Source organism: Marinobacter xestospongiae, from assembly GCF_023156385.1.
GTDB classification, from domain to species: Bacteria; Pseudomonadota; Gammaproteobacteria; order Pseudomonadales; family Oleiphilaceae; genus Marinobacter; species Marinobacter xestospongiae.
In genome coordinates, this window is the sequence record NZ_JAKZAK010000002.1 from 136,575 (window position 1) to 158,993 (window position 22,419).

At 60.9% G+C, this 22,419-nt stretch carries 23 protein-coding genes; 14 read left to right on the plus strand and 9 right to left on the minus strand.

Annotated features, from left to right (window positions below; genetic code table 11):
- Window positions 1-96 precede the first annotated feature (96 nt).
- Entirely contained in the window at window positions 97-735 is a 639-nt protein-coding gene (locus MLD24_RS02450) for a TetR family transcriptional regulator (protein ID WP_248163527.1), read from the plus strand.
- A 79-nt stretch (window positions 736-814) separates the two neighbouring features.
- Complete coding sequence (locus MLD24_RS02455) at window positions 815-1,222, plus strand: VOC family protein (protein WP_248163529.1); 408 nt, start codon at window positions 815-817, stop codon at window positions 1,220-1,222.
- Between the two features lie 47 nt (window positions 1,223-1,269).
- On the opposite strand, the gene MLD24_RS02460 is transcribed toward MLD24_RS02455, so the two are convergent.
- Window positions 1,270-1,752, minus strand: coding sequence for a DUF1499 domain-containing protein (locus MLD24_RS02460; RefSeq protein ID WP_227175152.1), 483 nt, complete (start codon window positions 1,750-1,752; stop codon window positions 1,270-1,272).
- 378 nt (window positions 1,753-2,130) lie between these two features.
- Here MLD24_RS02460 and MLD24_RS02465 point away from each other — a divergent pair, with 378 nt between their 5' ends.
- Window positions 2,131-3,138 carry a lipase family alpha/beta hydrolase gene (locus tag MLD24_RS02465; protein WP_227175151.1) on the plus strand — a complete coding sequence of 336 codons (1,008 nt, stop codon included), beginning with the start codon at window positions 2,131-2,133 and terminating at the stop codon, window positions 3,136-3,138.
- 8 nt (window positions 3,139-3,146) lie between these two features.
- A complete protein-coding gene (locus MLD24_RS02470; protein ID WP_248163531.1) occupies window positions 3,147-4,193 on the plus strand; it encodes a lipase secretion chaperone in 1,047 nt (348 codons plus the stop codon).
- 312 nt (window positions 4,194-4,505) lie between these two features.
- Here the strand turns inward: MLD24_RS02470 and MLD24_RS02475 are convergent, their stop codons facing one another.
- On the minus strand, window positions 4,506-5,207 hold the full coding sequence (locus tag MLD24_RS02475; RefSeq protein ID WP_248163534.1) for a hypothetical protein: 702 nt from the start codon (window positions 5,205-5,207) through the stop codon (window positions 4,506-4,508).
- A 233-nt stretch (window positions 5,208-5,440) separates the two neighbouring features.
- Between MLD24_RS02475 and MLD24_RS02480 the strand changes: the two genes are divergently transcribed.
- Together MLD24_RS02480 and MLD24_RS02485 are read left to right on the plus strand one after the other, a co-directional pair.
- The gene (locus MLD24_RS02480; RefSeq protein ID WP_248163536.1) at window positions 5,441-5,734 is read left to right on the plus strand and encodes a YebG family protein; all 294 of its coding nucleotides are present in this window, start codon (window positions 5,441-5,443) and stop codon (window positions 5,732-5,734) included.
- A 139-nt stretch (window positions 5,735-5,873) separates the two neighbouring features.
- Window positions 5,874-6,281 carry a DUF2721 domain-containing protein gene (locus tag MLD24_RS02485; protein WP_248163539.1) on the plus strand — a complete coding sequence of 136 codons (408 nt, stop codon included), beginning with the start codon at window positions 5,874-5,876 and terminating at the stop codon, window positions 6,279-6,281.
- On the opposite strand, the gene MLD24_RS02490 is transcribed toward MLD24_RS02485, so the two are convergent.
- Both MLD24_RS02490 and MLD24_RS21635 read right to left on the minus strand, forming a co-directional pair.
- A complete protein-coding gene (locus MLD24_RS02490; protein WP_227175146.1) occupies window positions 6,278-7,807 on the minus strand; it encodes a peroxidase family protein in 1,530 nt (509 codons plus the stop codon). The genes MLD24_RS02485 and MLD24_RS02490 overlap by 4 nt on opposite strands.
- 361 nt (window positions 7,808-8,168) lie before the next feature.
- Window positions 8,169-9,809: a methyl-accepting chemotaxis protein gene (locus MLD24_RS21635; protein ID WP_227175145.1), complete on the minus strand. Its 1,641-nt coding sequence runs from the start codon at window positions 9,807-9,809 to the stop codon at window positions 8,169-8,171.
- 280 nt (window positions 9,810-10,089) lie between these two features.
- On the opposite strand from MLD24_RS21635, the gene hmuQ reads away from it, so the two are divergent.
- The gene (hmuQ, locus tag MLD24_RS02500; RefSeq protein ID WP_227175144.1) at window positions 10,090-10,392 is read left to right on the plus strand and encodes a heme-degrading protein HmuQ; all 303 of its coding nucleotides are present in this window, start codon (window positions 10,090-10,092) and stop codon (window positions 10,390-10,392) included.
- A 51-nt stretch (window positions 10,393-10,443) separates the two neighbouring features.
- On the opposite strand, the gene MLD24_RS02505 is transcribed toward hmuQ, so the two are convergent.
- From MLD24_RS02505 to MLD24_RS02515, 3 genes are read right to left on the minus strand one after another with little or no spacing between them, the layout of a single operon-like run.
- Entirely contained in the window at window positions 10,444-11,478 is a 1,035-nt protein-coding gene (locus tag MLD24_RS02505; protein ID WP_248163542.1) for a zinc-binding alcohol dehydrogenase family protein, read from the minus strand.
- A complete protein-coding gene (locus MLD24_RS02510) occupies window positions 11,475-12,620 on the minus strand; it encodes an alkene reductase (protein ID WP_248163544.1) in 1,146 nt (381 codons plus the stop codon). Before MLD24_RS02510 ends, MLD24_RS02505 begins: the two co-directional genes overlap by 4 nt.
- Window position 12,621: 1 nt before the next feature.
- Window positions 12,622-13,074, minus strand: a complete 453-nt coding sequence (locus tag MLD24_RS02515) for a VOC family protein (protein WP_227175141.1) — start codon at window positions 13,072-13,074, stop codon at window positions 12,622-12,624.
- A gap of 99 nt (window positions 13,075-13,173) precedes the next feature.
- On the opposite strand from MLD24_RS02515, the gene MLD24_RS02520 reads away from it, so the two are divergent.
- From MLD24_RS02520 to MLD24_RS02545, 6 genes are all read left to right on the plus strand, one after another.
- The gene (locus tag MLD24_RS02520; protein ID WP_248163547.1) at window positions 13,174-14,067 is read left to right on the plus strand and encodes a LysR family transcriptional regulator; all 894 of its coding nucleotides are present in this window, start codon (window positions 13,174-13,176) and stop codon (window positions 14,065-14,067) included.
- A gap of 110 nt (window positions 14,068-14,177) precedes the next feature.
- Window positions 14,178-15,911, plus strand: coding sequence for an alkaline phosphatase D family protein (locus MLD24_RS02525; RefSeq protein WP_248163550.1), 1,734 nt, complete (start codon window positions 14,178-14,180; stop codon window positions 15,909-15,911).
- A gap of 185 nt (window positions 15,912-16,096) precedes the next feature.
- A complete protein-coding gene (locus MLD24_RS02530) occupies window positions 16,097-16,462 on the plus strand; it encodes a CidA/LrgA family protein (protein ID WP_227175138.1) in 366 nt (121 codons plus the stop codon).
- Window positions 16,455-17,195, plus strand: coding sequence for an LrgB family protein (locus MLD24_RS02535; protein ID WP_248163552.1), 741 nt, complete (start codon window positions 16,455-16,457; stop codon window positions 17,193-17,195). The genes MLD24_RS02530 and MLD24_RS02535 overlap by 8 nt, the downstream gene beginning before the upstream one ends.
- A gap of 86 nt (window positions 17,196-17,281) precedes the next feature.
- Window positions 17,282-17,914, plus strand: a complete 633-nt coding sequence (locus MLD24_RS02540) for a hypothetical protein (protein ID WP_248163555.1) — start codon at window positions 17,282-17,284, stop codon at window positions 17,912-17,914.
- Window positions 17,915-18,134: 220 nt separating this feature from the next.
- A complete protein-coding gene (locus MLD24_RS02545) occupies window positions 18,135-19,025 on the plus strand; it encodes a DUF6160 family protein (RefSeq protein WP_227175135.1) in 891 nt (296 codons plus the stop codon).
- Between the two features lie 22 nt (window positions 19,026-19,047).
- Here the strand turns inward: MLD24_RS02545 and MLD24_RS02550 are convergent, their stop codons facing one another.
- Both MLD24_RS02550 and MLD24_RS02555 read right to left on the minus strand, forming a co-directional pair.
- Window positions 19,048-20,073: a GGDEF domain-containing protein gene (locus MLD24_RS02550; protein ID WP_248163558.1), complete on the minus strand. Its 1,026-nt coding sequence runs from the start codon at window positions 20,071-20,073 to the stop codon at window positions 19,048-19,050.
- A gap of 124 nt (window positions 20,074-20,197) precedes the next feature.
- Window positions 20,198-21,145 carry a DMT family transporter gene (locus tag MLD24_RS02555; RefSeq protein ID WP_248163560.1) on the minus strand — a complete coding sequence of 316 codons (948 nt, stop codon included), beginning with the start codon at window positions 21,143-21,145 and terminating at the stop codon, window positions 20,198-20,200.
- A 179-nt stretch (window positions 21,146-21,324) separates the two neighbouring features.
- Between MLD24_RS02555 and MLD24_RS02560 the strand changes: the two genes are divergently transcribed.
- On the plus strand, window positions 21,325-22,248 hold the full coding sequence (locus MLD24_RS02560) for a LysR substrate-binding domain-containing protein (protein ID WP_248163562.1): 924 nt from the start codon (window positions 21,325-21,327) through the stop codon (window positions 22,246-22,248).
- Window positions 22,249-22,419 lie beyond the last annotated feature (171 nt).

Below are 22,419 nucleotides of genomic sequence, written 5' to 3' on the forward strand. Positions count from 1 at the left end.
AGGGAAAGCACGATCATACATACATCCATGAATGTATGTATAGTAGGTAAACTTTCGCACAATCTTTGAACAGAATCGCCAGGAGCAAGCCACGGCATGGCCAGACGCACCAAAGAAGACGCCCAGAAAACCCGCGAACAACTGCTGGATGCCGCCGAGACGGTCTTCCATCGCAAGGGCGTATCCAAAACCTCCCTCAACGACATTGCCGAGGAGGCAGGGCTGACCCGGGGAGCGCTGTACTGGCACTTCAAGAACAAGCACGACGTTTTCGAAGCCATGCTGGAACGCATGGACCTGCCACTGGAAATCCTGCACCAGGCCATTGCCAGCCCGGAACAGGAAGATCCCCTGGGCGAGATGCGCAAGTTCCTCTATTACCTGATGGGCGAGATTGCCAACGACCCCAAACGCCGCCGGGTCTATGAGATTGTGCTGCAGAAGTGCGAGCTGTCAGAGGAAAACGCGTCCCTGGCGGAGCGCCACCGCCAGGGCTTTGTCACCGCCTCTGAGCGGATGAGCCGGATTCTTAACAACGCCATCCACCGCCAGCAGCTGCCGGCCGATCTGGATGTGGAGCGGGCGGTGCTGTTCCTCCATGTCCAGATTACCGGACTGATCTATATGTGGTTGTTAAGGCAGGGGGATTTTGACTTTGAAACCGAGGGGCGACGGGTCATCGACACCTACTTCTGCATTCTCCACCGCGGTTTCGGTGAAAAAAACGACGGGTGACTGTCGAATCCAGCGGGCGCCGGTCGACCAGTCAGTGAAGACACTCTTTCACTGATTCAAGCCTGAAAAGGAAATCACCATGCCACAAGCAGCCTACATCAACCTGCCAGTGACCGACCTGGACCGCGCCATTACATTCTTTGCCAAGCTGGGCTTCGAGCACAATCCGCAATTCACCAATGATGAGGCAGCCGCGATCGTGATATCGGATCACCTACGGGTCATGCTGCACACCCACGAGAGCCTGACACGCTTCACCCGCAAAACGATCGTTGATGCCAAACAGGCCACCGAGGTACTGGTGGCGCTGCAACTGGAGAGCCGGGAAGCCGTGGACAGCCTGTTCACCAGGGCCATCCAGGCTGGCGCCAGTGAATACCGGGACACCGAGGACTATGGCTTTATGTACGGTCGGTCATTCGAGGATCTGGACGGCCATCTGTGGGAGCCGTTCTGGATGGACCCGGACCAGAAGCCCGAAGGCTGAGTGATAACCAGCCAGTGTTCCGAGCGGTGAATTCGCCGCTCGGAACACTAGGACGGCCGCACCGCCAGGCGCAGCCGTCGGCGAATCTCCTCCAGCCGCTCCCGGTTAACGCCAAAATCGGAATAGCCCACACGGGACGCCGAGCGGATATGAATCAGCCCCTCTTCCGGCAGGAAGTGAAACTCGACATCGTCCACAAACCGGAAGATGTTGGAGGTGGCCTCTGCCCTGAGATAGGTCTCGCCCTGCTCAACTATCCGCAGGTTGGGCTGGGAGGAGACCAGTACGGGCAATGAGTTCCAGGTGCCCAGGTCCCCCACCAACGGCGCAATGTAGTGCTCACTGTCCAGATTCTCCACCACGCTGCATACACAGTTGGGTGTCTCGGGACAGGGTGCCAGCCTCTGATCGTTCTGCAACCCCAGGTTATCCGGCGGAGTGCTACTGCAGCCCACCACCCAGACGCTGCACAGGACAACCACCAGCAATCGCAGCCAGGAAAGCCTGACAAGAGAGAAAAGCTCGTTCATGCAAATACCTTATCCGATCTTCCCTGATCCGCATGTCGCCGTAGCGACGGACGTCTTCCGTTAAGGAGCCTCTGCTAACTATAGGCCACTTCTCAGCCTGGTGGCAGGCCGGCTCCCACAGCAGGCCGGTATGATGCAGGTAATCCCGTGCCAGCTCCAGCCTCAATTCGTCGTACAAATCTCCGATGCCCTAACTGATTATCTCCGAACCACCGCCGGTCCCGAGGCCGATTCACACACAGGGCACGACCTCGAAGAAGAGCAAGGGAGCCTCTGATGGCCAAGCAGGCCAAACCTCACCGTATGGCTCGACCCACCCCGGACCACCCACTACGCTCAGTTGGCATTGATCACAAAAACAACAATGAGGAACAACGAATGAACAAGCTATGCTCTTCCCTTTTACTCACCACGGCCATCGGCCTGGTCGCCCCGGCGACCACCATGGCGGCCGGCAGTATCTCCATCTGCAGCGTGTCCGGGTGCTCTGAAACAGCCAGCCCCTGGGGCTGGAGCCGCTACGCCGACACCCGCTACCCCATCGTATTGGCCCATGGTATGGCGGGATTTTCCAGAGTTGGCCCGCTGGACTACTGGTACCAGATTCCCCAAGACCTGGCCCGCAACGGCGCCGACGTGTTCATTACCCAGGTGGCGTCGTTCGAGAGTTCTGAGGTCCGGGGTGAGCAATTGCTGCAACAGGTCGAGGACATCCTGGCTATCACCGGCGCCGACCGGGTCAATCTGATCGGCCACAGCCATGGCTCCCACTCCATTCGCTATGTTGCCGGAGTCGCCCCGGAACTGGTGGCGTCCGCGACCGCCATCGGCGGTCCCAACACCGGCTCGCCAGTGGCGGACCTGGTGGACGACCTGCGCACCAGTGAGGTGGGCGAAGCCCTGGAACTGGGGCCGGTGCTGTCTTCGGTGCTGAACGGCTTCTTCGGCCTGGTCGGACTGCTCTCCGGGGAGGCCTACGAGCAGGATGCCCTGGCCGGGCTGGCGTCGCTGACCACCGAAGGCGCAGCGGATTTCAATGCCCGCTTCCCGGCCGGCATGCCAGCGCTCAATGACCCCTGCGGCCAGGGCGCCGCCGAAACCAATGGCGTGCGTTATTACTCCTGGAGCGGTACCCGCACCCTCACCAACGTGGCCGATGTCAGCGACTACGCGCTGTCTCTGACTGGCCTGGCGTTCAATGGTGAAGCCAACGATGGGCTGGTTGGACGCTGTTCCAGTCATCTGGGCACAGTCATCCGGGACAACTACCGCATGAATCATCTGGATGAGGTGAACCAGATGATTGGCCTGACCTACCTGTTTGAAACCAACCCCAAATCGGTGTTCAGGATTCACGCCAACCGGCTGAAACAGGCCGGGCTCTGAGGCGACCCATGACTCCACCTTCTCTGCGCCGGCTGGGTGCCGGCCTGGTGGCCATCGCCGTTGTCGCCGGGGGCGGGCTGATGCTGGCTGGTCAGACGGACAAGCCGCCCGCCACTCTGGCGGCGTCAATCGCGGCGGCCGATCCTGGCCAGCCCTCGACGTTGCCGGCCACCACCGATACACCGCCCACTGCCAACGCAACATCACCGGATCTGGGCGAGGACGGCCTGTCGAATCTGCCGCCCTCGCTCCGTGGCACGGCGGTGGACGGCCGGCTGCAAGCCAGCGACGATGGCCGGCTGGTGATTGAGCACGCGGTTCGCCGGGTATTCGACTATTTTCTGTCTATCATTGGCGAAGAGCCCGCCGGTGTTGTCTTGAGCAGGCTCCAGCGTTACTTGCAAGCCAGCCTGCCGGCCAGCGCAGTGGTCGATGCCGAGCAACTGCTGGCCCGATATCTGACCTGGCAGGCAGCCGCCGGAGAGCTCGGTGACGGCGCGCCTCCTGCGGCCATGCAACTGCAACCAGAACAGATGCGGGCCCGTCTGGCGCTGATGGAGTCCCTGCAGGTGCAGCATCTGGGGGAAACGGCGGCGGCCGCGTTCTTTGGTGATGAGAACCGTTACAACCGCTACACCCTCGATCGCCTGGCACTGATGGCAAGGGAGGACCTTGCACCGGCTGAGCGCCAGCAACAGCTGCAACAACTGCGGGCAAACCTGCCCCCTGAGATTCGGGCCCTGACTCCCGGCCTGAGCCAGCCACCGCCGTCGACAAGCGTCGTCCAGACAGCAGCCGAACGCTACCAGAGACGGGCAGCGGCCTTCGGCGATGAGGCCGCCCAACGCCTGCAGGCACTCGATCAGAAGCGGGCGCAATGGGATCGGCGCCTTGAGCAGTGGCTGCAGCAACGGCAACAGATTCTCGCCAGTACAGGCCTCGATCCGTCCACACAGCAGCGTCGTCTGGCGCTCGCCAGACAGCAGCATTTCGATGAGCGGGAGTTACGGCGGGTGCTGGCGTTGGAGCGCCTGCGGGATAACCGGTCCGACTGAACCGCCGGACCGGCGGGACTAGTGTCCCGTCTGGTTAATTCGTTGACTTACTGAGCCACTGACAACCCGAAGAGCTAGGCGTGCTGGTGAAGGTTTGGTGGTTCCAAATCAAGACAGTACAACGACGCTATTCGGGTTGTCAGTGGCTCCCGAAGGGCTTGTCTCTGAGGGCTCTGAGCCTGTGTTGCCACTGTTTGATGTGGAACCACCACATCGGCACAGCGGCGCCTTGGTCAGAACCCTCAGAGACAAGCATTAAGTTAACGAATTAACCAGACGGGACACTGGGGAGCCTCTGACAAGTTCATTAACTCAGCGGGATTCGCTGGCGTGAATCAGGCTTTCAAGGTGGTAGGACAGCTCCACCAACTGGTTATGCTGAAGCTCCCGTAACAGCTTGTCGATGAGCTTGCGAATGCCCTTCTCCGCGGTATTGATACCCAGGTCCGCGGTTTTCTTGCTGACCCTGCCCATGGCCACCCGACCTGTGGGTTGGTGGTAATAGTTGACGATACTCAGATCGACGATTTCACACAGGGCGTCAATCACGTCATCGATGTAGTTACCAGGGTGCTCGTCAGTTCTCACCTGGGCAATCAGCCGCAGCGCCCGATCGTGCAGCTCACCATGAACGCTGAACACCAGGTGGGGCTCTTGCCGCTCCGGATGCAGCCACAGCATCTGCTCCAGATACAGGCTCAGCTCCCGCAATTCCGCCTCATTGCGTTTGCTGAAGAACTGCTTGATGACCATCTGGATCGCCCCCATGATCGCGCGAATGCCAGTGTCGGCCGATCGCTTCAGCCCTGGGGTCAACGGCACAATTTCAGTGGGTCGGTGGTAATAGCTCTGCAGCCCATGCTCGGTCAGGCGGATCACCACATGGGCCGCTTCTTCACTCAGCCGGCGGGTACTGCTGCCGCTATCGCTACGGATCTTGTCCGCCGTTGCCTGGGCATCGGCATGCAGTTGTTCATCGATGGGGAAGCCCCAAAGGGCCTTGGCCTGGCTCATTGTTGTTGTCCTGCGATCAGTGGGTCGATGGTGGAACCCCAACTATCCCAGAACGCCTCTGACGGGTACGTGGCCGAGCCGGAAGCAGGTCAAAGCCATCCCGGCCAAGAAGCGCCTGTCGGGCCAATCACGTAAAGACTGTATTTATATACAGCAATTCAGGTACACTCTTTTCCGAGTCAAACGCCACCCCGGCACCAACGCTGCCCAGGGGAACCAATGGAGAGACATTCATGGCCGTAAAAGCACTGTACTATTCAGAGAGGGATGGGCTGGACATGGCACTGAAACACCCAGACACGATGCTGTTTTCGTCCAAGGCCGATGCCGACGCCCGCGACAAGATCCTGGAGCTGGCGGAAGAGATTACCCAGTTCCTCCATAACCGGGTGGAGGGGCTTGGCGAAGAGCTGGCAGAGAAAGCAGCCCTCGCCATCGCAGAAGAGAAAGACCTGTTCGCCAAGGCGCTCAAGAAGCCCTCTTTGCTCAACGCCATAGCCGGCGACGACCGCAGCGACGAAGACTGAACCGCGGCTGAATCACGGACGAATAAGGGAAGCTGGCAATTCTGGCCACGCTATAATCCCGGTATGCTGGTGGACAGATACCCATGAGTTGGCTGCTGCCTGATCAGGCAGTAGCCGGTCCGCCAAAAAGGATCATGCCTTGACCCTGACCACACCCGCACTGCTGTTCCCCGCCATCTCCCTGCTGCTGCTTGCCTACACCAACCGTTTTCTGGTTCTGGCCCAGCTCATCCGCCAGCTCAAACAGATGGAATCCGAGAAGGAACGCAGCATCATCGCCCGCCAGCTCGGCATGCTGCGTAAACGCATCGTGCTGACCAAGCGCATGCAGGCTTTGGGCGTGCTAAGCTTTTTCGGCTGTACCCTGTCGATGTTTGCCCTGTTCCTCGGCGCACAAACCCTTGGTGTGGTCTGTTTCGGCATCAGCCTGATTCTGCTGTCGCTGTCCCTGCTCTACTCACTGTATGAAATCATCATCTCCACCAACGCCATCAATGTGGAGCTGGAGGATTTCGAGCAACGACAGCAACAGCAGAATTTGGACTAATCCCCAATCGGGTTGATGTCGTCGACGTAGCGGATCAGATCAGCCATGGTGAAGGTTCCCGGCACCGCCGACGGCAGGCTTGGCTGCCAATCCGGGCCGTCCAGCCACAGGTACGACTGGCGATCACCGTGTACCAGTCCAACCAGCACCTCAGACACGATGGTCGCGCCCACCGGCCCCAATCGCTCACCGTTTTCCCGGACTTCCGCCTCTTTCAGGATGTAATACCACAGCGGCGTAGCAGCATCGAGTCCCTGACGCCGGGCCTCATCACCATCCGGACCGGTGGCAATTTCCGCCGCGGTGAGTGGATTGCTGATGCCCATGGCCGTGGCGACGTCCTGTCCCGATGGCAGACCCAGCTGGACACCTCGCTGGAGATTGCGCAACGCCAGGTTGCCGCCACCACCGGGCAGCTCGTGCAGCTCGGGCGCCAGACGGGCGTCGATACGTCGGGACAGGTTGGTGGCCAGCCCCGGAGATTGATCCACATCGTAGAACCGGCGCCAATCGATGATCAGGGCACTGGGCAGGGACCGCACCAGGTCACCACCATCCATGTCATCCGGCGCCAGGTTGCCTACGATTGCGCCGGCCAGGCCGCTGAAACGGAAGATTTCCGGGAAATCAATCGGGCTGTATAGCCGGTTCAGATGGTAAGTCTGGCGCACCATGCTGTGGCCCAGACGATAGGCCGCTGCAGAAAACTCCACCGGCATGTACGGGGTTTCCTGGAATCGATAGAACTGCCGCCCATCGGCCAGAATGCGGGCGGTGGTACCGTCACCGCAGAGTTTTTCCATCCAGTCGTGAAGCACCAGCCATTGATAGTGCCAGGTGACCAGTCGTCGTGCCTGTTCGAAGCGCGCCTCCCGGGGAACGCCATCGGCCTCGAGTTGATCGCAAACCCGGTTGTGAAACTTCAGGAATGCCAGATGGGTCTGAGCCACCAGGAGGTTTTCGTCGTTGCGGGGATCGCCGATCAACGCCATACCCTCGGCACTGCGGGGCAGATCATTGCGGAAGTGGCCGGGAACAGAGCCATAGTGAATCCGCATGTTATGCCCCAACAGCAGCCGTTCCCCCCGAACCCGCGGATTGCCGGCCAGGCGCGCATACAGGTGAGGGCTACCCTCCGGCCCGAGACCATAGACATTGTCGAGATCCAGCGCCGGCGTGCGGAAGTTGGTAACACCCAACGGGTCCCGGCGGCGCTGGTTGAGGGATGCCAGGTCCAGGGTGATGTCGTGGTCAACAAACTGCCCGAAGTAGGTATAACCGGCCGGAATGTGGCGGTTGTCCAGCGCCGGGTCCACCGCGTCGGCAGCGACCATGGTCTCTGCCAGTGCCCGCAGTTTGTCTTCGGCAACTTCCAGTGGTGGCAAATCCGGGAACATACGGCCAAACATGCCAGGGTCATCATGGCCGGACAGGCGAGCCAGGGCTTCGGCCGACGGGCGGCGGCCACCACCACCGTGGCCCGGGCAACCCAGCCCCGGGGTTGGATGCATTAGGGTCCTTGTCATCGTTCACTCTCCCATGTGGTACGCATGATCCATCAAGGCAACCGACAACTGGCCACTGCTCCAGACCGCCAACCTTGGGACCGGTCGGCAGCATTAATGGTAGGTACTCTCAGATCGTGGTTCAGGCGGGAAACGTCGTGGTCTCGCCATGCCTGGCTGCTGTTGAGAGTTGATCAATAAGCTTCGCTTCGATCAAAAACACAGGGGCATAGCTCATGCCAGAACGGCAACTCGGCAGTAATATCAGTCAGTGTGGAAACGGGAGAAACCGTCAGCCAAGCCAGGGTGTCAAGAATGCCGACACCCCGGTGCCCCGTCCGGTCGTCTCGCTGACCAGACGGGGCTCTGACGGTCTGAAGCGTCAGCGGGCGCCGGAGATGCGGAACTCGCTGACCAGGGACTGCAGCTCTGCCGCCAGTCGCGCCAGATCCTCACTGCCCTGGGCGGTGTGCCCCGCCCCGGTGCGGGTCTGCTCGGCGGTGTCAACAATCTGGGTCAGGTTGGCATTCACCTGGTCCGCAGCCACCGACTGTTCCTCCGACGCGCTGGCGATCTGGGCACCCATGCCGGTAATGTGCTCGATCGCCCCACTGATGCGCTCGAGGATATCGGCAACTTCCACCACTTGGTCACGGCTGGCTTCCACGTCCCGCTGGCCGGATTCCATGGCGGCCACCGCCCGGTCACTCTCGCCCTGAAGCGCCGTTACCAGGGACTCGATCTCTTCGGTGGAATCCTGGGTGCGCCGGGCCAGGGAGCGAACCTCATCGGCCACCACGGCAAAGCCACGGCCCTGCTCGCCCGCCCGCGCGGCCTCAATGGCAGCATTCAACGCCAACAGATTGGTCTGCTCGGCGATGTCGTTGATCACCTGGATCACCCGACCGATGGACTGGCTCTGGTCCGCCAGACCACGAATGGTCTCGGAGATCGACGCCACTTCGGTCGACAGCTTCTGCAAACGCTCCCGGTTGTCGTTGCCTTTATTCCGGCCTTCGCTGGCCAACTGATCGGCGTTGGTGGCCGCCGCCTGGGCTTCACTGGCGCTGCGGGCCACGTCCTGGCTGGCGGCGCTCATCTGGTTCATCGCGGTCGCTACCTGATCGGTCTGCTCCGCCTGCAGGTCAATGGACTGCTGGGTCTGGTTGCTGACCGCTGACATTTCTTCCGCGGCCGAGGCCACTTCCGCAGTGGCACCAGACAACCGGCGCACCAATGACTCCATCTGGTCCAGCATGTTGTTGAAGGAGTCCGACGTTGCCGCCACCTCATCGGTACCCACGCTCTGCAGGCGCAGGGACAGGTCCGAGTTTTCGGCAATGCGATTGATCATTGCCCTCAGATTGCCAATGGGCCCGGAAATGGAGCGGCCGATCAACATCCCCACCACCAGTAGCACCACAATCAGGCCGATACAGGTAACGGAATAGATCAACACAACTCGATCGTGCAGTTCGACGGTATCATCACGAATCACTTCCGATGCCCGTAATTGCACCTGCATCAGTTCCTCGATGCGCGAGGTAACCGGATCAATGGCGTCGTAGAGAGGCCCGTCAATCGCATCCAGTTGACCTTCCGCATTGCCGCTTGTCCTCGACAACGCGGTGAGTGCATCAGCAATGGCCCGGTCAGCGCGCTGGAAATCCGTTTCCACCTGCCGGACCAACCGCGCTTCTTCCTCGGTCAGCCGGGTTTCGCTGTAACGCCCCCACTGGTCCTCAATGGTCTGCTGGGCCTGACGGATGCCATTGGCCGCCTCCGACGCCGTCATCCGGCCGGCATTGGCCTTGTTGACGGCATCAATGATCAGTACGGCGTAGCTGTCGGAAATGTTCTTTAGCTGTTTGAGTGGCACTATCCGGTCGTCATAGAGGCTCAAAACCCCCTGTTCAACCCGGGTGAAGGACGTCATGCCGTAGATGGTCACCGCGATCACCGCGATCACCGGCAAGGCGTAGGAAATCAGAAGGCGATATCGAATCGTTAGTCTGTTTAACACTCTCGGGAACCCCTGGACTGCTTATCGTTCTATTCATCTTTGGACAGAGGGGATTCCTTTCCGTATCAATGACCGCAGATACGTTGGATAGGTATAGAGGCTGAATACAGATCTCCACCAACAATCGCAGCTTCTGACCATCTTTATAGATCTAAAAATCGCATGTTGCCAGAACGAGGATATTAGCCAAATGTCGAACCTTGCAGTATGCGGGCTTGCCTACACAGGGGTTACCGAAATAACATTCAATGAGAATCATTAACTAACAGAGGTTCAGCCCATGTATATCGCCATGAACCGGTTCCGTATTACGCCGGGCAAAGAACAGGAATTCATCGAGATCTGGCAGGGACGGGACAGCTACCTGGACGAGGTACCCGGTATCCAGAGTTTCCACCTGCTGCAGGGCCCAAAACACGAGGACCACACCCTGTTCAGCACCCACACGGTATGGGATTCGGAGCAGGCGTTTATCGACTGGACCAAGTCTGAAGCGTTCAAGAAGGCCCACGCCAACGCCAAACCGGCCAAGGATCTGTACCTGGGACCACCCCAGTTCGAAGGGTTTGAATCGGTGCTGTAAGCAACATCGAACCACCCCGGCCGCCAGGGCCGGGGCTTAATTGCTGGAGTTCTAGAACCCGTCCAACACCAGTTTCCCCCGCACCTGACCGGATTCCTGCAGCTCATGAGCCCGCCGCAGGTTGGCCACCGAGAGCCCGCCCAGGTGCTGCCCCAGAGTGGTCCGCAGAATGCCCTGATCCACAAGGGACGCTACCTCCGTCAACAGCCGGTGCTGTTCGATGCGATCATCGGTGGCGAACATGGAACGGGTGAACATGAACTCCCAGTGCAGTGAAATGCTCTTGCGCTTCAGCGCCATCACATCCAGCGTCTGGGGATCATCAATCAATCCGAATCGCCCCTGGGGACGCAAGACCTCCACCAACGCTGCCAGGTGCTGTTCGGTACCGTTCAACGACGCCACATGGCTGACGTTGTCCAACCCCAGTCCCGCCAGCTGATCCGCCAGATCGTCGTGGTGATTGATGACATGGTCCGCCCCCAGTGTCAGCAGCCAGTCCCGTGTTTCGGCTCGGGATGCGGTAGCGATAACCCGGGCACCGGTCAGCTGACGGGCCAGTTGCACCAGGATCGATCCCACCCCGCCGCCGGCTCCGACCACCAGCAGGCACGGCGAATCCGCCGTCAGTAACCGTTCCGAACCGGCGGCCCGCCGCGCCAGGCCAAGGCGATCAAACAACAGTTCCCAGGCGGTGATGGTGGTCAGCGGCATGGCCGCGGCCTCGGCGTAGGTCAGGGTTTCCGGCATTCGGCCCACCAGGCGCTCATCCACCCGTTGATACTCGGCATTGCTGCCCGGCCGATTCAGGTCCCCGGCGTACCAGACCCGGTCACCCGGCTGGAATAACGTCACCTGTTCTCCCACCGCCACCACATCCCCTGCGGCGTCCCATCCCAGGATTCGGGGGCCACCTTCCTCCGGCGTGACGTTGCGGCGAATCTTGCTGTCCACCGGGTTCACCGCAACAGCAGCCACCCGGACCAGGACGTCGTGGGGACCAGGCTGGGGCTGCGCCAGGTCAAACGATTCCAGTGCCTCGGCACTGTCAATGGGCTGCGGGGTTCGATAGCCAATGGCCTTCATGAGTCAGCTCCTTCGGAGTGGTTGGCCGCAACGGCCGGATCAATGGTGGATGGATCAAAACGGGGATAATCGCTGTAACCACGCTGGTCTCCGCCAAACAGTGCTGTCGGGTCCGCAGCCGCCAGGGGCCAGTCGTGCAGCAATCGTTCCGGCAGGTCAGGGTTGGCCACGAACGGGCGGCCAAACGCCACCAGGTCCGTCAGGCCAGCAGCCAGCAGGTCGTTGGCGCGGTCACGATCATAGCCCCCGGCCACAATCAGGGTGCCCTTGAAGCGCTCCCGCAACTGGTGACGGAAGGGTTCAGGAATGACCGGCGCATCATCCCACTCCGCTTCCGACAGGTGGATATAGCCAATGCCCATGTCATTCAACCGTTCCGACGCCGCCAGGATGGTGTCAATGATGTCCGGACACGCCATGCCCCGGGTGGTGATGTACGGTGCCAGGCGCACGCCGACGCGCGCGGGGCCGATCTCTTCAGCAACCGCGTCCATCACCTCCAGCAGCAGGCGCAGGCGATTCTCCCGGCTGCCGCCGTAGCGGTCTGTGCGAACGTTGGAGGTGGTACGCAGGAACTGGTCCAGCAGATAGCCATTGGCCGCATGAATCTCCACGCCGTCCGCGCCGGCCGCCATGGCATTCGCCGCCGCCTGACGGTAGTCCGCGACAATGCCGGCCAGCTCTTCGGTCGCCAACGCCCGCGGCATCGGGCAATCCACCATGCCGCCTCCACCCTGACCATCGGCGACCCAGACCTGGGCCCGGGGGTCGATCGCGGACGGCGCAACGGGGGGCTCGCCATCATGGAAGCTGGCGTGGGACATGCGCCCGACGTGCCAGAGTTGTAACACCATACGGCCACCAGCCCGGTGGACGGCGTCGGTCACCCGATGCCAGCCATCCACCTGGGCCTCGGTGTAGATACCGGGGGTGAAGCTGTAGCCCTGCCCCTGGCGACTAATCTGGGTAGCCTCAGAGATGATCAGGCCAGCACTGGCCCGCTGGGCGTAGTAGTCGGCCATCATCGCTGAGGGAATATCGCCCGGTTGTTCGGTGCGACAGCGGGTCATCGGTGCCATCACCACCCGGTTGGGCAGGCTCTGGTCCGTCAGGGTGTAAGGCTGAAACAGGGGCATGGTCATCTTAGAGTTCCTCCAGGGAATCGATGGTTGTCAGGGGTGCTGCTGAGGCGTCCGCAGCCAGGGGAAGATCCAGTTCAATCACCAGGCCGCAGTCGAGGCGAAAGAACAGCTGCAACTGGTCAGTCTCTGGTACCCGGGCCTGTTCGAAGGGCACCTCAAGCTGCTGCAGTTGACGAATGACCTGGTCACCGGGCAGTTCGGCGCGGAACGCCAGGTGGCTGAGCTTGGCAGGCTCCGTCGCCGGTACCTCCACCACATGCAGCAACGCCTGGGAGCCGGCGTAGTGCCAACGGCCCGGGAAGGGAAACGCCGGCCGCGGACCTGGCACCAGAGCTAATAGCCGGGCCAGGATCTGCACATCCCGTGCGCCTTCCGGCGCCGTCAGGCTGAGGTGATCGAACTGCCAGGCAGGACTCGATGGGGCCCGGGACGGACCCGAAGGGGAATCGCTCATCGCGGGTGTCTCCAATCATGGGTGAGGCACCAGCTTATTAATCAATCCACGGTTGAAAAATCGCTTTAAAAGATAACCAGTTTCAAATATTTTTTGAATATGAAAGGCCTCCACGATCTTGCCCTGTTTGTCCGTACTGCGCATGCTGGCAGTCTCTCCGCCGCTGCCCGGCAGCTCAATCTCACCCCCGCAGCCGCCAGCGCCGCCATCAAGCGACTGGAGGCCGAGCTTGGCGTTGTGCTGTTCCTGCGTTCGACCCGCCGCCTGAGGCTGACCCTGGAAGGCGAGAGCTATCTCCAGCACTGCGAGCAGGCGCTGACCATCCTGCAGGATGCCCGCCAGGCCCTGCACAGTGGCCGGCAGGTCATCAGCGGCACGGTGCAGCTCACCATGCCCTCAGATCTGGGCCGAAACCGGGTTCTGCCGCTGCTGGACCAATTCCAGCAGCAACACCCCGATGTGCATCTGCAACTGCGCCTGAGCGACCGCCTGGCGGATATCTACAGCCAGCCAGTGGATCTCGCCTTGCGCTACGGTGAACCGCCGGATTCCAGCCTGGTGGCCTTACCGGTTGTCGCTGACAACCGCCGCGTGCTGGTGGCCACCCCGGGCTATCTGGAACGTCACGGCCATCCGCAAACCCTGGACGAGCTGGCCCAGCACAATTGCCTGTGTTACATGCGCGGTGACTACTTCCACGATCGCTGGCGCTTCTTCGCGGACGATGGACAGGAGACGTCGGTGCCGGTGCGGGGGGATCGGGTCACCGACGATGGTGATGCGGTGCGGCGTTGGGTGCTGGCCGGCTGCGGGGTGGCCTACAAGTCGACTCTGGATATCAGCCAGGAACTGGTCCGGGGCGACCTGATCCGCCTGTGCCCGCAATGGCAGGGGGAGCCAGCGCCACTGAACCTGGTGTGCGCGGACCGGCGCCAGCTGTCGCCAACGGTGCGAGCCCTGCACCAGTTTCTGGTCTCGCAGCTGCGCGACTGAAGACGAATTCGGTAAAACTCCGAAAATGTCGACGAAGTGTCATAAAAAATCCATAAACTTCCCCAAAATGCGGGTTACAACAACCAACGACTGATGGGGAAGTTCCAATCATGAAGCAGTATTCTCGACGCCAGTTCCTCAAGGCTTCGGCCCTCACCATGGGTGCCGTGGCGGTTTCCACCGGCCTTTCCGGCTGCCTGTCTTCCAGCGATGATGACCGCTCGATCTCATTCAGCCACGGGGTGGCCAGTGGTGATCCACTGCAGGATGGCGTTATGCTCTGGACCCGGGTCCTGCCCTCCGAAGATCTGGACAGGCCAGTGACCACCACCTGGGAAGTGGCGACCGATGAAGGCTTCAGCAACCTGATCCACAACGGTTCGATTGACGCCCGCCAGGAGCACGACTTCACCATCAAGGTGGATGTGCGCAACCTGGCACCAGGACAGACCTACTACTACCGTTTCCGCGCCGGCGACAAGACCTCCCTCACCGGCACCACCCGCACCCTGCCGGAAGGTGATGTCAGCAACGTAAAACTGGCGGTCATGTCCTGCTCGAACTACCCGGCCGGCTACTTCCATGTCTACGCCGCCGCAGCCCAGGAGCAGGATCTTGACGCGGTTGTCCACCTCGGTGATTACATCTACGAATACGACGGTAACGGCTACGCCACGGACGATGCCGCCGCCCTCGGTCGCACCCTGCCTGCAGACAACGACACCGAACTGCTGAGTCTGACGGATTACCGCAAGCGTTACGCCCTGTACCGCAGCGATACCGACCTCCAGGTACTGCACGCCCTGGTACCGTTCATCACCGTGTGGGATGACCACGAAGTCGCCAACGACACCTGGCGTGACGGCGCCGAGAACCACAACGACGGTGAGGGCGACTTCCAGCAGCGTAAACTCGCTGCCCTGCAGGCCTACTTTGAGTGGCTGCCGATCCGCCCTGTCACCGACGGCGATCAGGAAACCATTTACCGCACTTTCCAGTTCGGCGACCTGGTATCACTGCACATGCTGGACACCCGGGTGATCGGCCGCGATCAGCAGCTCGACTACGCCAACTACCTCACCGGCGATGGCATCAACGCGCCAGCATTCCAGGCGGACCTCACCGATCCGAACCGCACCTTGCTGGGAGCAGAACAGAAAGGCTGGCTGCAAAACACCCTGGCCCAGTCAACCACCACCTGGGACGCGCTCGGCCAGCAGATCCTGATGGGACGAATGATGCTGCCAGCGGAACTGCTGCTGAACTTCATCAACCCTGATCCCGCTACGCTGCTGCCCCAGTTCCAGGAGTTGGCCACACTGAAGGCCCGCCAGCTCCAGGGCGATCCCACCCTGACAGAAGCAGAGATTGCCCGCCTCACCACCGTGCTGCCATACAATCTGGACGCCTGGGACGGCTACTTCGCAGAACGGGAAGTGGTGCTGGAAACCGCCCGCAGCCTCGACCGTAACCTGGTGGTGCTGGCCGGCGATACCCACAACGCCTGGGCCAGCAATCTGAAAACGATGAACGGCGACACGGTTGGCGTGGAACTGGCGACTTCCTCGGTCTCCTCCCCCGGCATGGAGGAGTACCTGCAGCTGCCCATGGAGCAGGTGATGGGCGCCGAGCAGGCTCTCGGCCTGCTGGTGGATGATCTGCAATACCTCAACCTCAACCAGCGCGGCTACCTGGTGGTGAACTTCAGCCCGGAGCAGGTCACAGCGGACTGGCGCTTCGTCTCAACGGTGAAGAGCCCGGACTATCAGGTTGACAGCAACCGCAGCCAGCGCCTGAAAGTCCTGCCGGGGGCGGGCAATCGCACCCTGGTGCCGGTGGCCTGATTCCTGGCACCGGATAGCCGCCGACAACACTCGCCCCAGCCAACCCGCGCTGGGGCGGGTCATGATTTAAGTCATTGTAATTCCGAACCATAACCCCACACCGCCAAGCAATGCCGGTATAATGCCCGGCTTTCCGGCCCAGCGGGCCGGTCCCCCTTCCCTGTCCCTGCCTGGAGGATGCGCCCATGCCCTTGCTGCGCGGCTTTCTCACTCTTTTGCTGTTCCTGATTCTGGGGGAGCTGTTGCGCTACCTGTGCAACTGGCCGGTCAGCGGTGGTGTTGCCGGGATGATGCTGCTGACACTGTGGCTGATGATCACCGGAGATGTCCGGGATGACGTCGCCCAGACCAGCCAGCACCTGATTTCGCTGCTTATCCTGTTGATCATGCCCGGGGTGGTTGGCGTGTTCTTTCTCGGCAACCAGTTCGACGGCCAATGGCTGGCCATTGCCGCGGCCCTGGTGGGCGGCACCCTGCTCAGTGTACTGACCACTCTATTACTGCTGAAAGCGTTGGTGCCGCAAAAACCGGCGGAGGTCCCCCATGACTGAGTTCAGCGCACGATTACAATCCCTGTTCCCGCATCTGCTGGCGACACCGGCGCTGTCGGTATTACTGACCCTGATTGCCTACTTCGCCGGCGTCACGATTTTCCGCAAGCTGCGCCAGCCGGTGTGGTGCCCGCCGGTGCTGGTGGCCGCACTGTTGCTGGCAGGTACGCTCAGCCTGTTGTCGATCAGTTTTGACGACTATCGACGTGGTGCCGGCTGGCTATCGTTCCTGCTGGGCCCCGCCACCGTGGCGCTTGGCGTGCCGCTGTACCAGCAGTTCCACCACATCCGTGCCCTCTGGCGGCAAATTCTGGTCACCGTTCCGCTGGCCGCCACCATGGCCGCCGCCTATGCCCTGGTCATTGCCTGGGCTCTGGGTGGTAGCAACAGCGTGATGGCGTCACTGGCGCCCAAGTCGGTCACCGCTCCCATTGCCATTGGCATCAACCAGCAAATCGGTGGTTCGGTGTCGCTGCTCATGGGTAGCCTGCTGGTGACCGGGGTCGTGGCCTCGCTGTGTGTTGACCTGCTCAGTCGACGCCTCGGCATCGACGACGATCGCCTGATCGGCCTTACCCTCGGCATCAATGGTCACGCCATCGGCACCGTCCGGGCCTTTGAAATCAGCCCCACCGCCGGTGCGTTTTCCTCTCTGGGCATGGGGCTGACGGGCGTATTCACCGCAGTGCTGCTGCCCTTTGCGATGCAGCTGTTGGCCCTGACGGCAACCTGACGTCGCCGTTTCAGCCCTTTGCAAGGTTCGACCTGACAGGGTTCAATGGAGCCTTCGTGCGATGTATCCCTGTCAGGAGAATAATAATGACGAAGTTCCGAATTCTCGCCGTCCTGATCACCCTGCTGATGGCCAGCCCCATGCTCCAGGCCGCAGAGGACGAGGGCCAGTCACGGGCCGAAGCCACGGTGTTCCAGACACTGACCGAAGATGAACGCAAGGTGGTACTGGGCAACCTGCAGAACCTGCTGAGCAGTTCCATTGATGCGGCGCTGACACAGATCCATCAGCAGGGGGGCGTGAAACCCTTCGCCTACATCGGCGACTATGAAGGCCAGGGTCGATTTCTGAGATTTTCCGAGGATCAGGCGGTGCCACCGGACGTGGCCGTTCATGCAATCCAGCGCTCAGTGGTCAAAGCCGCCACCGACGGCACCCTGGCAGCCAGCCTGCTGTACGTCACCACCGGCGGGTCAGACCACCTCTCCAACGACACCCTCGCCCAGTTCCGCGCTGAAGCGGAAGCCGACGGCCGTACCCTTGAAGATCTTCGCTACCTGCTGATCGAGATGCAGCACCTGGCCGGGCTTGGCATTCTCCATGTCGTGCCCTATTGGCGGGAAGGTGAGGAATGGCAGGTCGGAGGCGCGATCCAGCAGGTCATTGAGCCTCGGCTGCACGATCTGGTCAAAGCCCGACTGCAGCCATCAGACACATAACATTGCAAACATTTGCAAAAGGTTACGGCCAGACGCTAGCGGGCAAGAACAGTTCTCGCTAACGTCTCGAGAGGAGTTGTCAGACAATCTGGCCTCTTATGACACAACATAAAAAGAAATAACGGACCAAGATACACAAAAGAAAAAGAATAGCTCGGGACACCAATCAGCAGGTACTAAAAACAATTCCAACTTCCAGAATTCCCCGAGGAGTCGAACAATGAAAACATTCAAAAAGCTTGCGTGTGCCACTGCGATCGCGTCTGCCACGGCCGCGCTGCCCGCCATGGGCCAGGGCCTGGTGCCGCTGGGCGATACCGACATGAGCAACGTTACCGGTCAGGCCGGTGTCACCATCGAAATGGACGCCAACGTAAACATTGACCGGGTAGCCTACTCCCAGAACGACGGTGGCCAGGGCCAGGGCGCCCTGCTGGTGGACAACATCCGCCTGTCTGGCTGGCAGAACGGCACTGACACCAACGGCAACCCGACCTACGATAACCTGGAACTGAAAGTTGACATCGACATCGCTGCCAACGGCGACGCCATCATCAAGCTGGCCAACCGCGCCTCTGCCGACCCGTTCAAGGTTGGTCTCGGCATTGACAGAATCGGCCTGGGCACCAACATGTCCGACCCGGTCACCACCACTCTGATCTCCAATCTGGAAGTCGAAGCCCTGGTGGGTACCACCACCATCACCGCCACCAACAACAACCCGTTTGCCGGTGGTGGCGACACAGGCTCACTGGTCATCGAATCTTCCTTCGCGGTGAACAACCTGGAAGCCGACGTCGACATGGTTGCGATGAAGCTGCGTGACGTTCGCGTTGCCGCCAGCGGTAACCTGGACACCCTCAAGAGCGGCGGTACCATCACCGACTCCATGCTGGCGACCAACACCGTCACCATCGGTTCCGGCTCTCGCCTGAGCGAGGCTGATCCCAGCAACCCGACCAACCCGCTGGCACTGCGCATGAGCGTGGGTGATTCCAACCTCGACGTTTGGATGGGTGACGTTCAGATCGGTGGCAAGAGCGTTGGCTCCGTCGCCATCCAGGGCCTGAGCATGGCCGGCACCGAAATCGCCGTTTACGGTCGCGACTGATATCCGGCTCAGGCCCTGGCACTCACTCGGGGGTGGCAGGGCCTGGTATCGCCACGCCGGCGCCACAAGCGCCAAGGCGATGCCCAGAACACAACCACAAAGAAGAGCAAGGACTGGGGGAGCGTGATCCGCTCCCCCGCTTCGTTTTAGGCAGCGAGTCTAACCAACCCCCAGCACACCATCGATCGTCCGGTTTTTCCCCGCCGCCTTGGCCTCTATAGAGGTAGCGATCCGCCTCATCAAACCAATGGTCGGCCGAAACGGGCCCGTTGACATGCACCATGCCGATGCTGATAGTGCGGGAAAACGCGCCCCGACCATTGCCCTCAAATCGCAGGGCAGCAAAGTTACGCCGTATCCTCTCCGCAACTTGCGTCAGGGCCTCCACCGGCAGATTGCGCAGCAGGATGGTGAACTCCTCACCGCCGTAGCGGAAGGCGCTGTCCTGTTGGCGGATATTGTCGCGGATGACCAGCGCCAGCTGTCTGATCACCTCATCACCGGTGGCGTGACCATAGGTATCGTTGATGGGCTTGAAGTCGTCGACGTCGAGAACCAGCAAGGCACGCTCCCCTTCCTGGTCGGCCAATAAACCCAACTGCCGGTCAAAGGCGGCTCGATTGCCAAGGCCTGTGAGCGGGTCCGTTTGGCTGAGTACCTGAAAATGCCGACGGGATTGGCGCTGTTCCCGGCCCCAGAAGAAAAGCCCAATGCTGACCAGTAGCATGCCCGCTGGAAACCCCAGGTTTTCAAGCAGCTGCAGAGACAGGGGTTGCATGAACAGCCATTCTTCAAGAGCGTCTTCCAGGCTGGCAATCACAATCAGGGTAAAGCCCGGATAGAGCCACCAGAAAACACGATTGGAGATCGAAAATGTATGCAGGAACACTACCCAGCTTCCTGCCAGCACCGTCATGGCCATCTCACTGAAAAAATCGTGCAACGCAATCTCGCTCCAGCTACGCAGCGGCTCGTCCTTGAACGAAATAGCGATCACCATTGCAACCAAGGCAACAAAAACCGAAAAGGTCACTCGCTTGAGATGCATGCAGAGGTAGGCTCCCGTACTGCCCGTAGCTTGGCCACAGTCGCTCCTCAAAGAGACAAGGGTGCTGGGCCTCCTTAAAGGTAGCCCAGCATCCCTACCCATGCATGGGATGGGTTAAGGGTAGTCAGTGTTCGGTGATCTCCGCAGGCTCGCGTTTCTCCGCATGCCGGGCAACGGCCCAGGCCACACCGCCGAGCAGCAACACAATGGCCAGGGTTTCCAGCGGTCGGGGCCAGCGACCGGCGTAGGCAAAACCGTAGATCAGCGCAAACAGAGGCTCAAACACGAAGACCTGACCGGTCAGAGTTAGCGGCAATCGGCGGGAAGCCGCATTCCAGAGAATGTTGGCCACCACCGATCCGGTAATGCCAATCACCACACTGATCCCCCAGAACAGGGTCCAGTCCCTCGCCTGCGTTGCCGCCACCGGCTCGGCCAGCAGGTGGTTGTAGCCGAGCAAGCCCAACGCCAGCAGGCCACAGGCGATCCCCACCAGATGCGACCATTGCTGGCTGGTGACCTGTTGGCGATGCTTGAGAGCACGGGCGTTGAGCACCGCATACAGGCTCCAGCTGAACAGCGCGGCAAAGCCCAGCATCAGGCCGCCAGCGGCCTCCAGCCAGGTCAGCCCGGCCGCCAGTGTGGCTTCCAAGGCATCAAGATTGATGCAGAGAATGCCCAGCAGCACCATTGCCAACGGCCAGACCAACCGAGCAAGCGGCACCGCACCTTCATCGTTGCGCCCCCACAGGGTCACCACCAGCGGCACCAGGCCCATGATCAACCCGGCCGGGGCAACGCCTACGCGCTGGATAGCCGCGGACAGCAGAATATAGAACACCACACTCCCACAAGCTGCCAGCAGCAACAGCAACAGCAAGTCCCGCCCGCTAAGCCGTCGCCATACCGTGACCAGTGCCGGAGACAGCAGCAACAGCGAGACCAGGCCATACACTGCAAACCGCCCGGCCGCGATCTCCAACGGAGTGAACGCCGACAGCACCACCGGTGCCACAAACATCAGCCCCCAACACGCCCCCGCTGCAGCGCCCAACAGTACCCCAGTCCGCATTGCCTTCTCCTGTGACCAATTCCAATCGGTCACCGTACCGCTCAACGATGCATCTCAAGAAGCGACGATTACGCATTCAGCTATTCCAATTTGTCATAGCTGCTATACTCTTGTGCCGTCGGGTTGGCGCGCTGACCAGTCCGGACACCACGACACCCACCCCGCGGACCCCGGATGACATGGCAGCGATTGGTCGCCTTCCCCCACTCAACACCCTGATCTCCTTCGAGGCAGTGGCCCGTCGTGGCAGCATGACCGCAGCGGCCAGCGAGCTTCATCTGAGCCAGAGCGCTGTCAGCAAGCAGATCAAGACCCTGGAAACCCAGCTGGCCATCCCCCTGTTGCAGCGCCACGCCCGCGGGATTGTGCTGACCGCCGCCGGAGCCAGCCTGCTGGATGAGATTACGCCGGTGCTGAACAAGCTCCGCAACGGCGTGGAGCGGGTTCGACTGGAACATGACAGCACCACCGTCAACATCATTGCCACCCATGCGGTGGCCCATTACTGGCTGTTCCCCCGGGTGACCGAATTCAACCAGCATCACCCCGAAGTGACCATCAACATCCATTCCAATAACGCCATTCACCAAACCAACCTGGATGACTACGATTTCGGGATTCTTTACGGCCCCGGCAATTGGCCGCGACTGCACAGCGACCCGCTGTTTGTCGAACAGGTCTATCCGATCTGCCACCCGGATCTTGACGTGAACGAACCGGACGTTGTGGAACAGCTGATGAGCTATCCCCTGATCCAGCTCGATTCCCGGGCCTGGGACTGCATCGACTGGACCGCCTGGTTCGCCTACTTCGGGCTGGATTATCGGAGCCCGGCCAGTGCAGCGACCTTCAATCAGGTCACACTGGTGTACCATGCTGCTCTGGAGGGACTGGGGGTCGGTCTGGGCTGGAATTTCATGGTCCACCGTGCCATCAACACCGGTCGCCTGCGCCGGCTCGGCCCCTTCAGCTATATCTCCGGGTATTACGACTACCTCGCCTATAGCCGGGGACGGCCACTGAAACCCGCTGCCCAGACCTTCCGCCAGTGGCTGCTAGCGAATCTGCCGGACCCCATCGACGGCCCGGATATGGACAGTTAGCGGCTGCTTTGGCAGAGGCTTACCGAGCGTTACAAAGCACAACCGATTTGCAATGGATTCACCGCCGGATGCGGCCTACGGTGGAGCAGAGACAACAGCAACAACAATAACAGTCAGTACCAGGGACGGTCGGAGCAGCTTCAGCACCCATGGTCCCGGTACGGGAGCGTG

Excerpts from the sequence above, each read along its gene's own strand:
- hmuQ (WP_227175144.1), top strand. The coding sequence starts at position 10,090 with ATGTATATCGCCATGAACCGGTTCCGTATTACGCCGGGCAAAGAACAG.
- MLD24_RS02470 (WP_248163531.1), top strand. The coding sequence starts at position 3,147 with ATGACTCCACCTTCTCTGCGCCGGCTGGGTGCCGGCCTGGTGGCCATC.
- MLD24_RS02490 (WP_227175146.1), bottom strand. The coding sequence starts at position 7,807 with ATGACAAGGACCCTAATGCATCCAACCCCGGGGCTGGGTTGCCCGGGC.
- MLD24_RS02560 (WP_248163562.1), top strand. The coding sequence starts at position 21,325 with ATGGCAGCGATTGGTCGCCTTCCCCCACTCAACACCCTGATCTCCTTC.
- MLD24_RS02460 (WP_227175152.1), bottom strand. The coding sequence starts at position 1,752 with ATGAACGAGCTTTTCTCTCTTGTCAGGCTTTCCTGGCTGCGATTGCTG.
- MLD24_RS02555 (WP_248163560.1), bottom strand. The coding sequence starts at position 21,145 with ATGCGGACTGGGGTACTGTTGGGCGCTGCAGCGGGGGCGTGTTGGGGG.
- MLD24_RS02475 (WP_248163534.1), bottom strand. The coding sequence starts at position 5,207 with ATGAGCCAGGCCAAGGCCCTTTGGGGCTTCCCCATCGATGAACAACTG.
- MLD24_RS02450 (WP_248163527.1), top strand. The coding sequence starts at position 97 with ATGGCCAGACGCACCAAAGAAGACGCCCAGAAAACCCGCGAACAACTG.
- MLD24_RS02480 (WP_248163536.1), top strand. The coding sequence starts at position 5,441 with ATGGCCGTAAAAGCACTGTACTATTCAGAGAGGGATGGGCTGGACATG.
- MLD24_RS02465 (WP_227175151.1), top strand. The coding sequence starts at position 2,131 with ATGAACAAGCTATGCTCTTCCCTTTTACTCACCACGGCCATCGGCCTG.
- MLD24_RS02525 (WP_248163550.1), top strand. The coding sequence starts at position 14,178 with ATGAAGCAGTATTCTCGACGCCAGTTCCTCAAGGCTTCGGCCCTCACC.
- MLD24_RS02510 (WP_248163544.1), bottom strand. The coding sequence starts at position 12,620 with ATGACCATGCCCCTGTTTCAGCCTTACACCCTGACGGACCAGAGCCTG.
- MLD24_RS02530 (WP_227175138.1), top strand. The coding sequence starts at position 16,097 with ATGCCCTTGCTGCGCGGCTTTCTCACTCTTTTGCTGTTCCTGATTCTG.
- MLD24_RS02550 (WP_248163558.1), bottom strand. The coding sequence starts at position 20,073 with ATGCATCTCAAGCGAGTGACCTTTTCGGTTTTTGTTGCCTTGGTTGCA.
- MLD24_RS02505 (WP_248163542.1), bottom strand. The coding sequence starts at position 11,478 with ATGAAGGCCATTGGCTATCGAACCCCGCAGCCCATTGACAGTGCCGAG.
- MLD24_RS02455 (WP_248163529.1), top strand. The coding sequence starts at position 815 with ATGCCACAAGCAGCCTACATCAACCTGCCAGTGACCGACCTGGACCGC.
- MLD24_RS02545 (WP_227175135.1), top strand. The coding sequence starts at position 18,135 with ATGAAAACATTCAAAAAGCTTGCGTGTGCCACTGCGATCGCGTCTGCC.
- MLD24_RS02520 (WP_248163547.1), top strand. The coding sequence starts at position 13,174 with ATGAAAGGCCTCCACGATCTTGCCCTGTTTGTCCGTACTGCGCATGCT.
- MLD24_RS02515 (WP_227175141.1), bottom strand. The coding sequence starts at position 13,074 with ATGAGCGATTCCCCTTCGGGTCCGTCCCGGGCCCCATCGAGTCCTGCC.
- MLD24_RS02540 (WP_248163555.1), top strand. The coding sequence starts at position 17,282 with ATGACGAAGTTCCGAATTCTCGCCGTCCTGATCACCCTGCTGATGGCC.
- MLD24_RS02535 (WP_248163552.1), top strand. The coding sequence starts at position 16,455 with ATGACTGAGTTCAGCGCACGATTACAATCCCTGTTCCCGCATCTGCTG.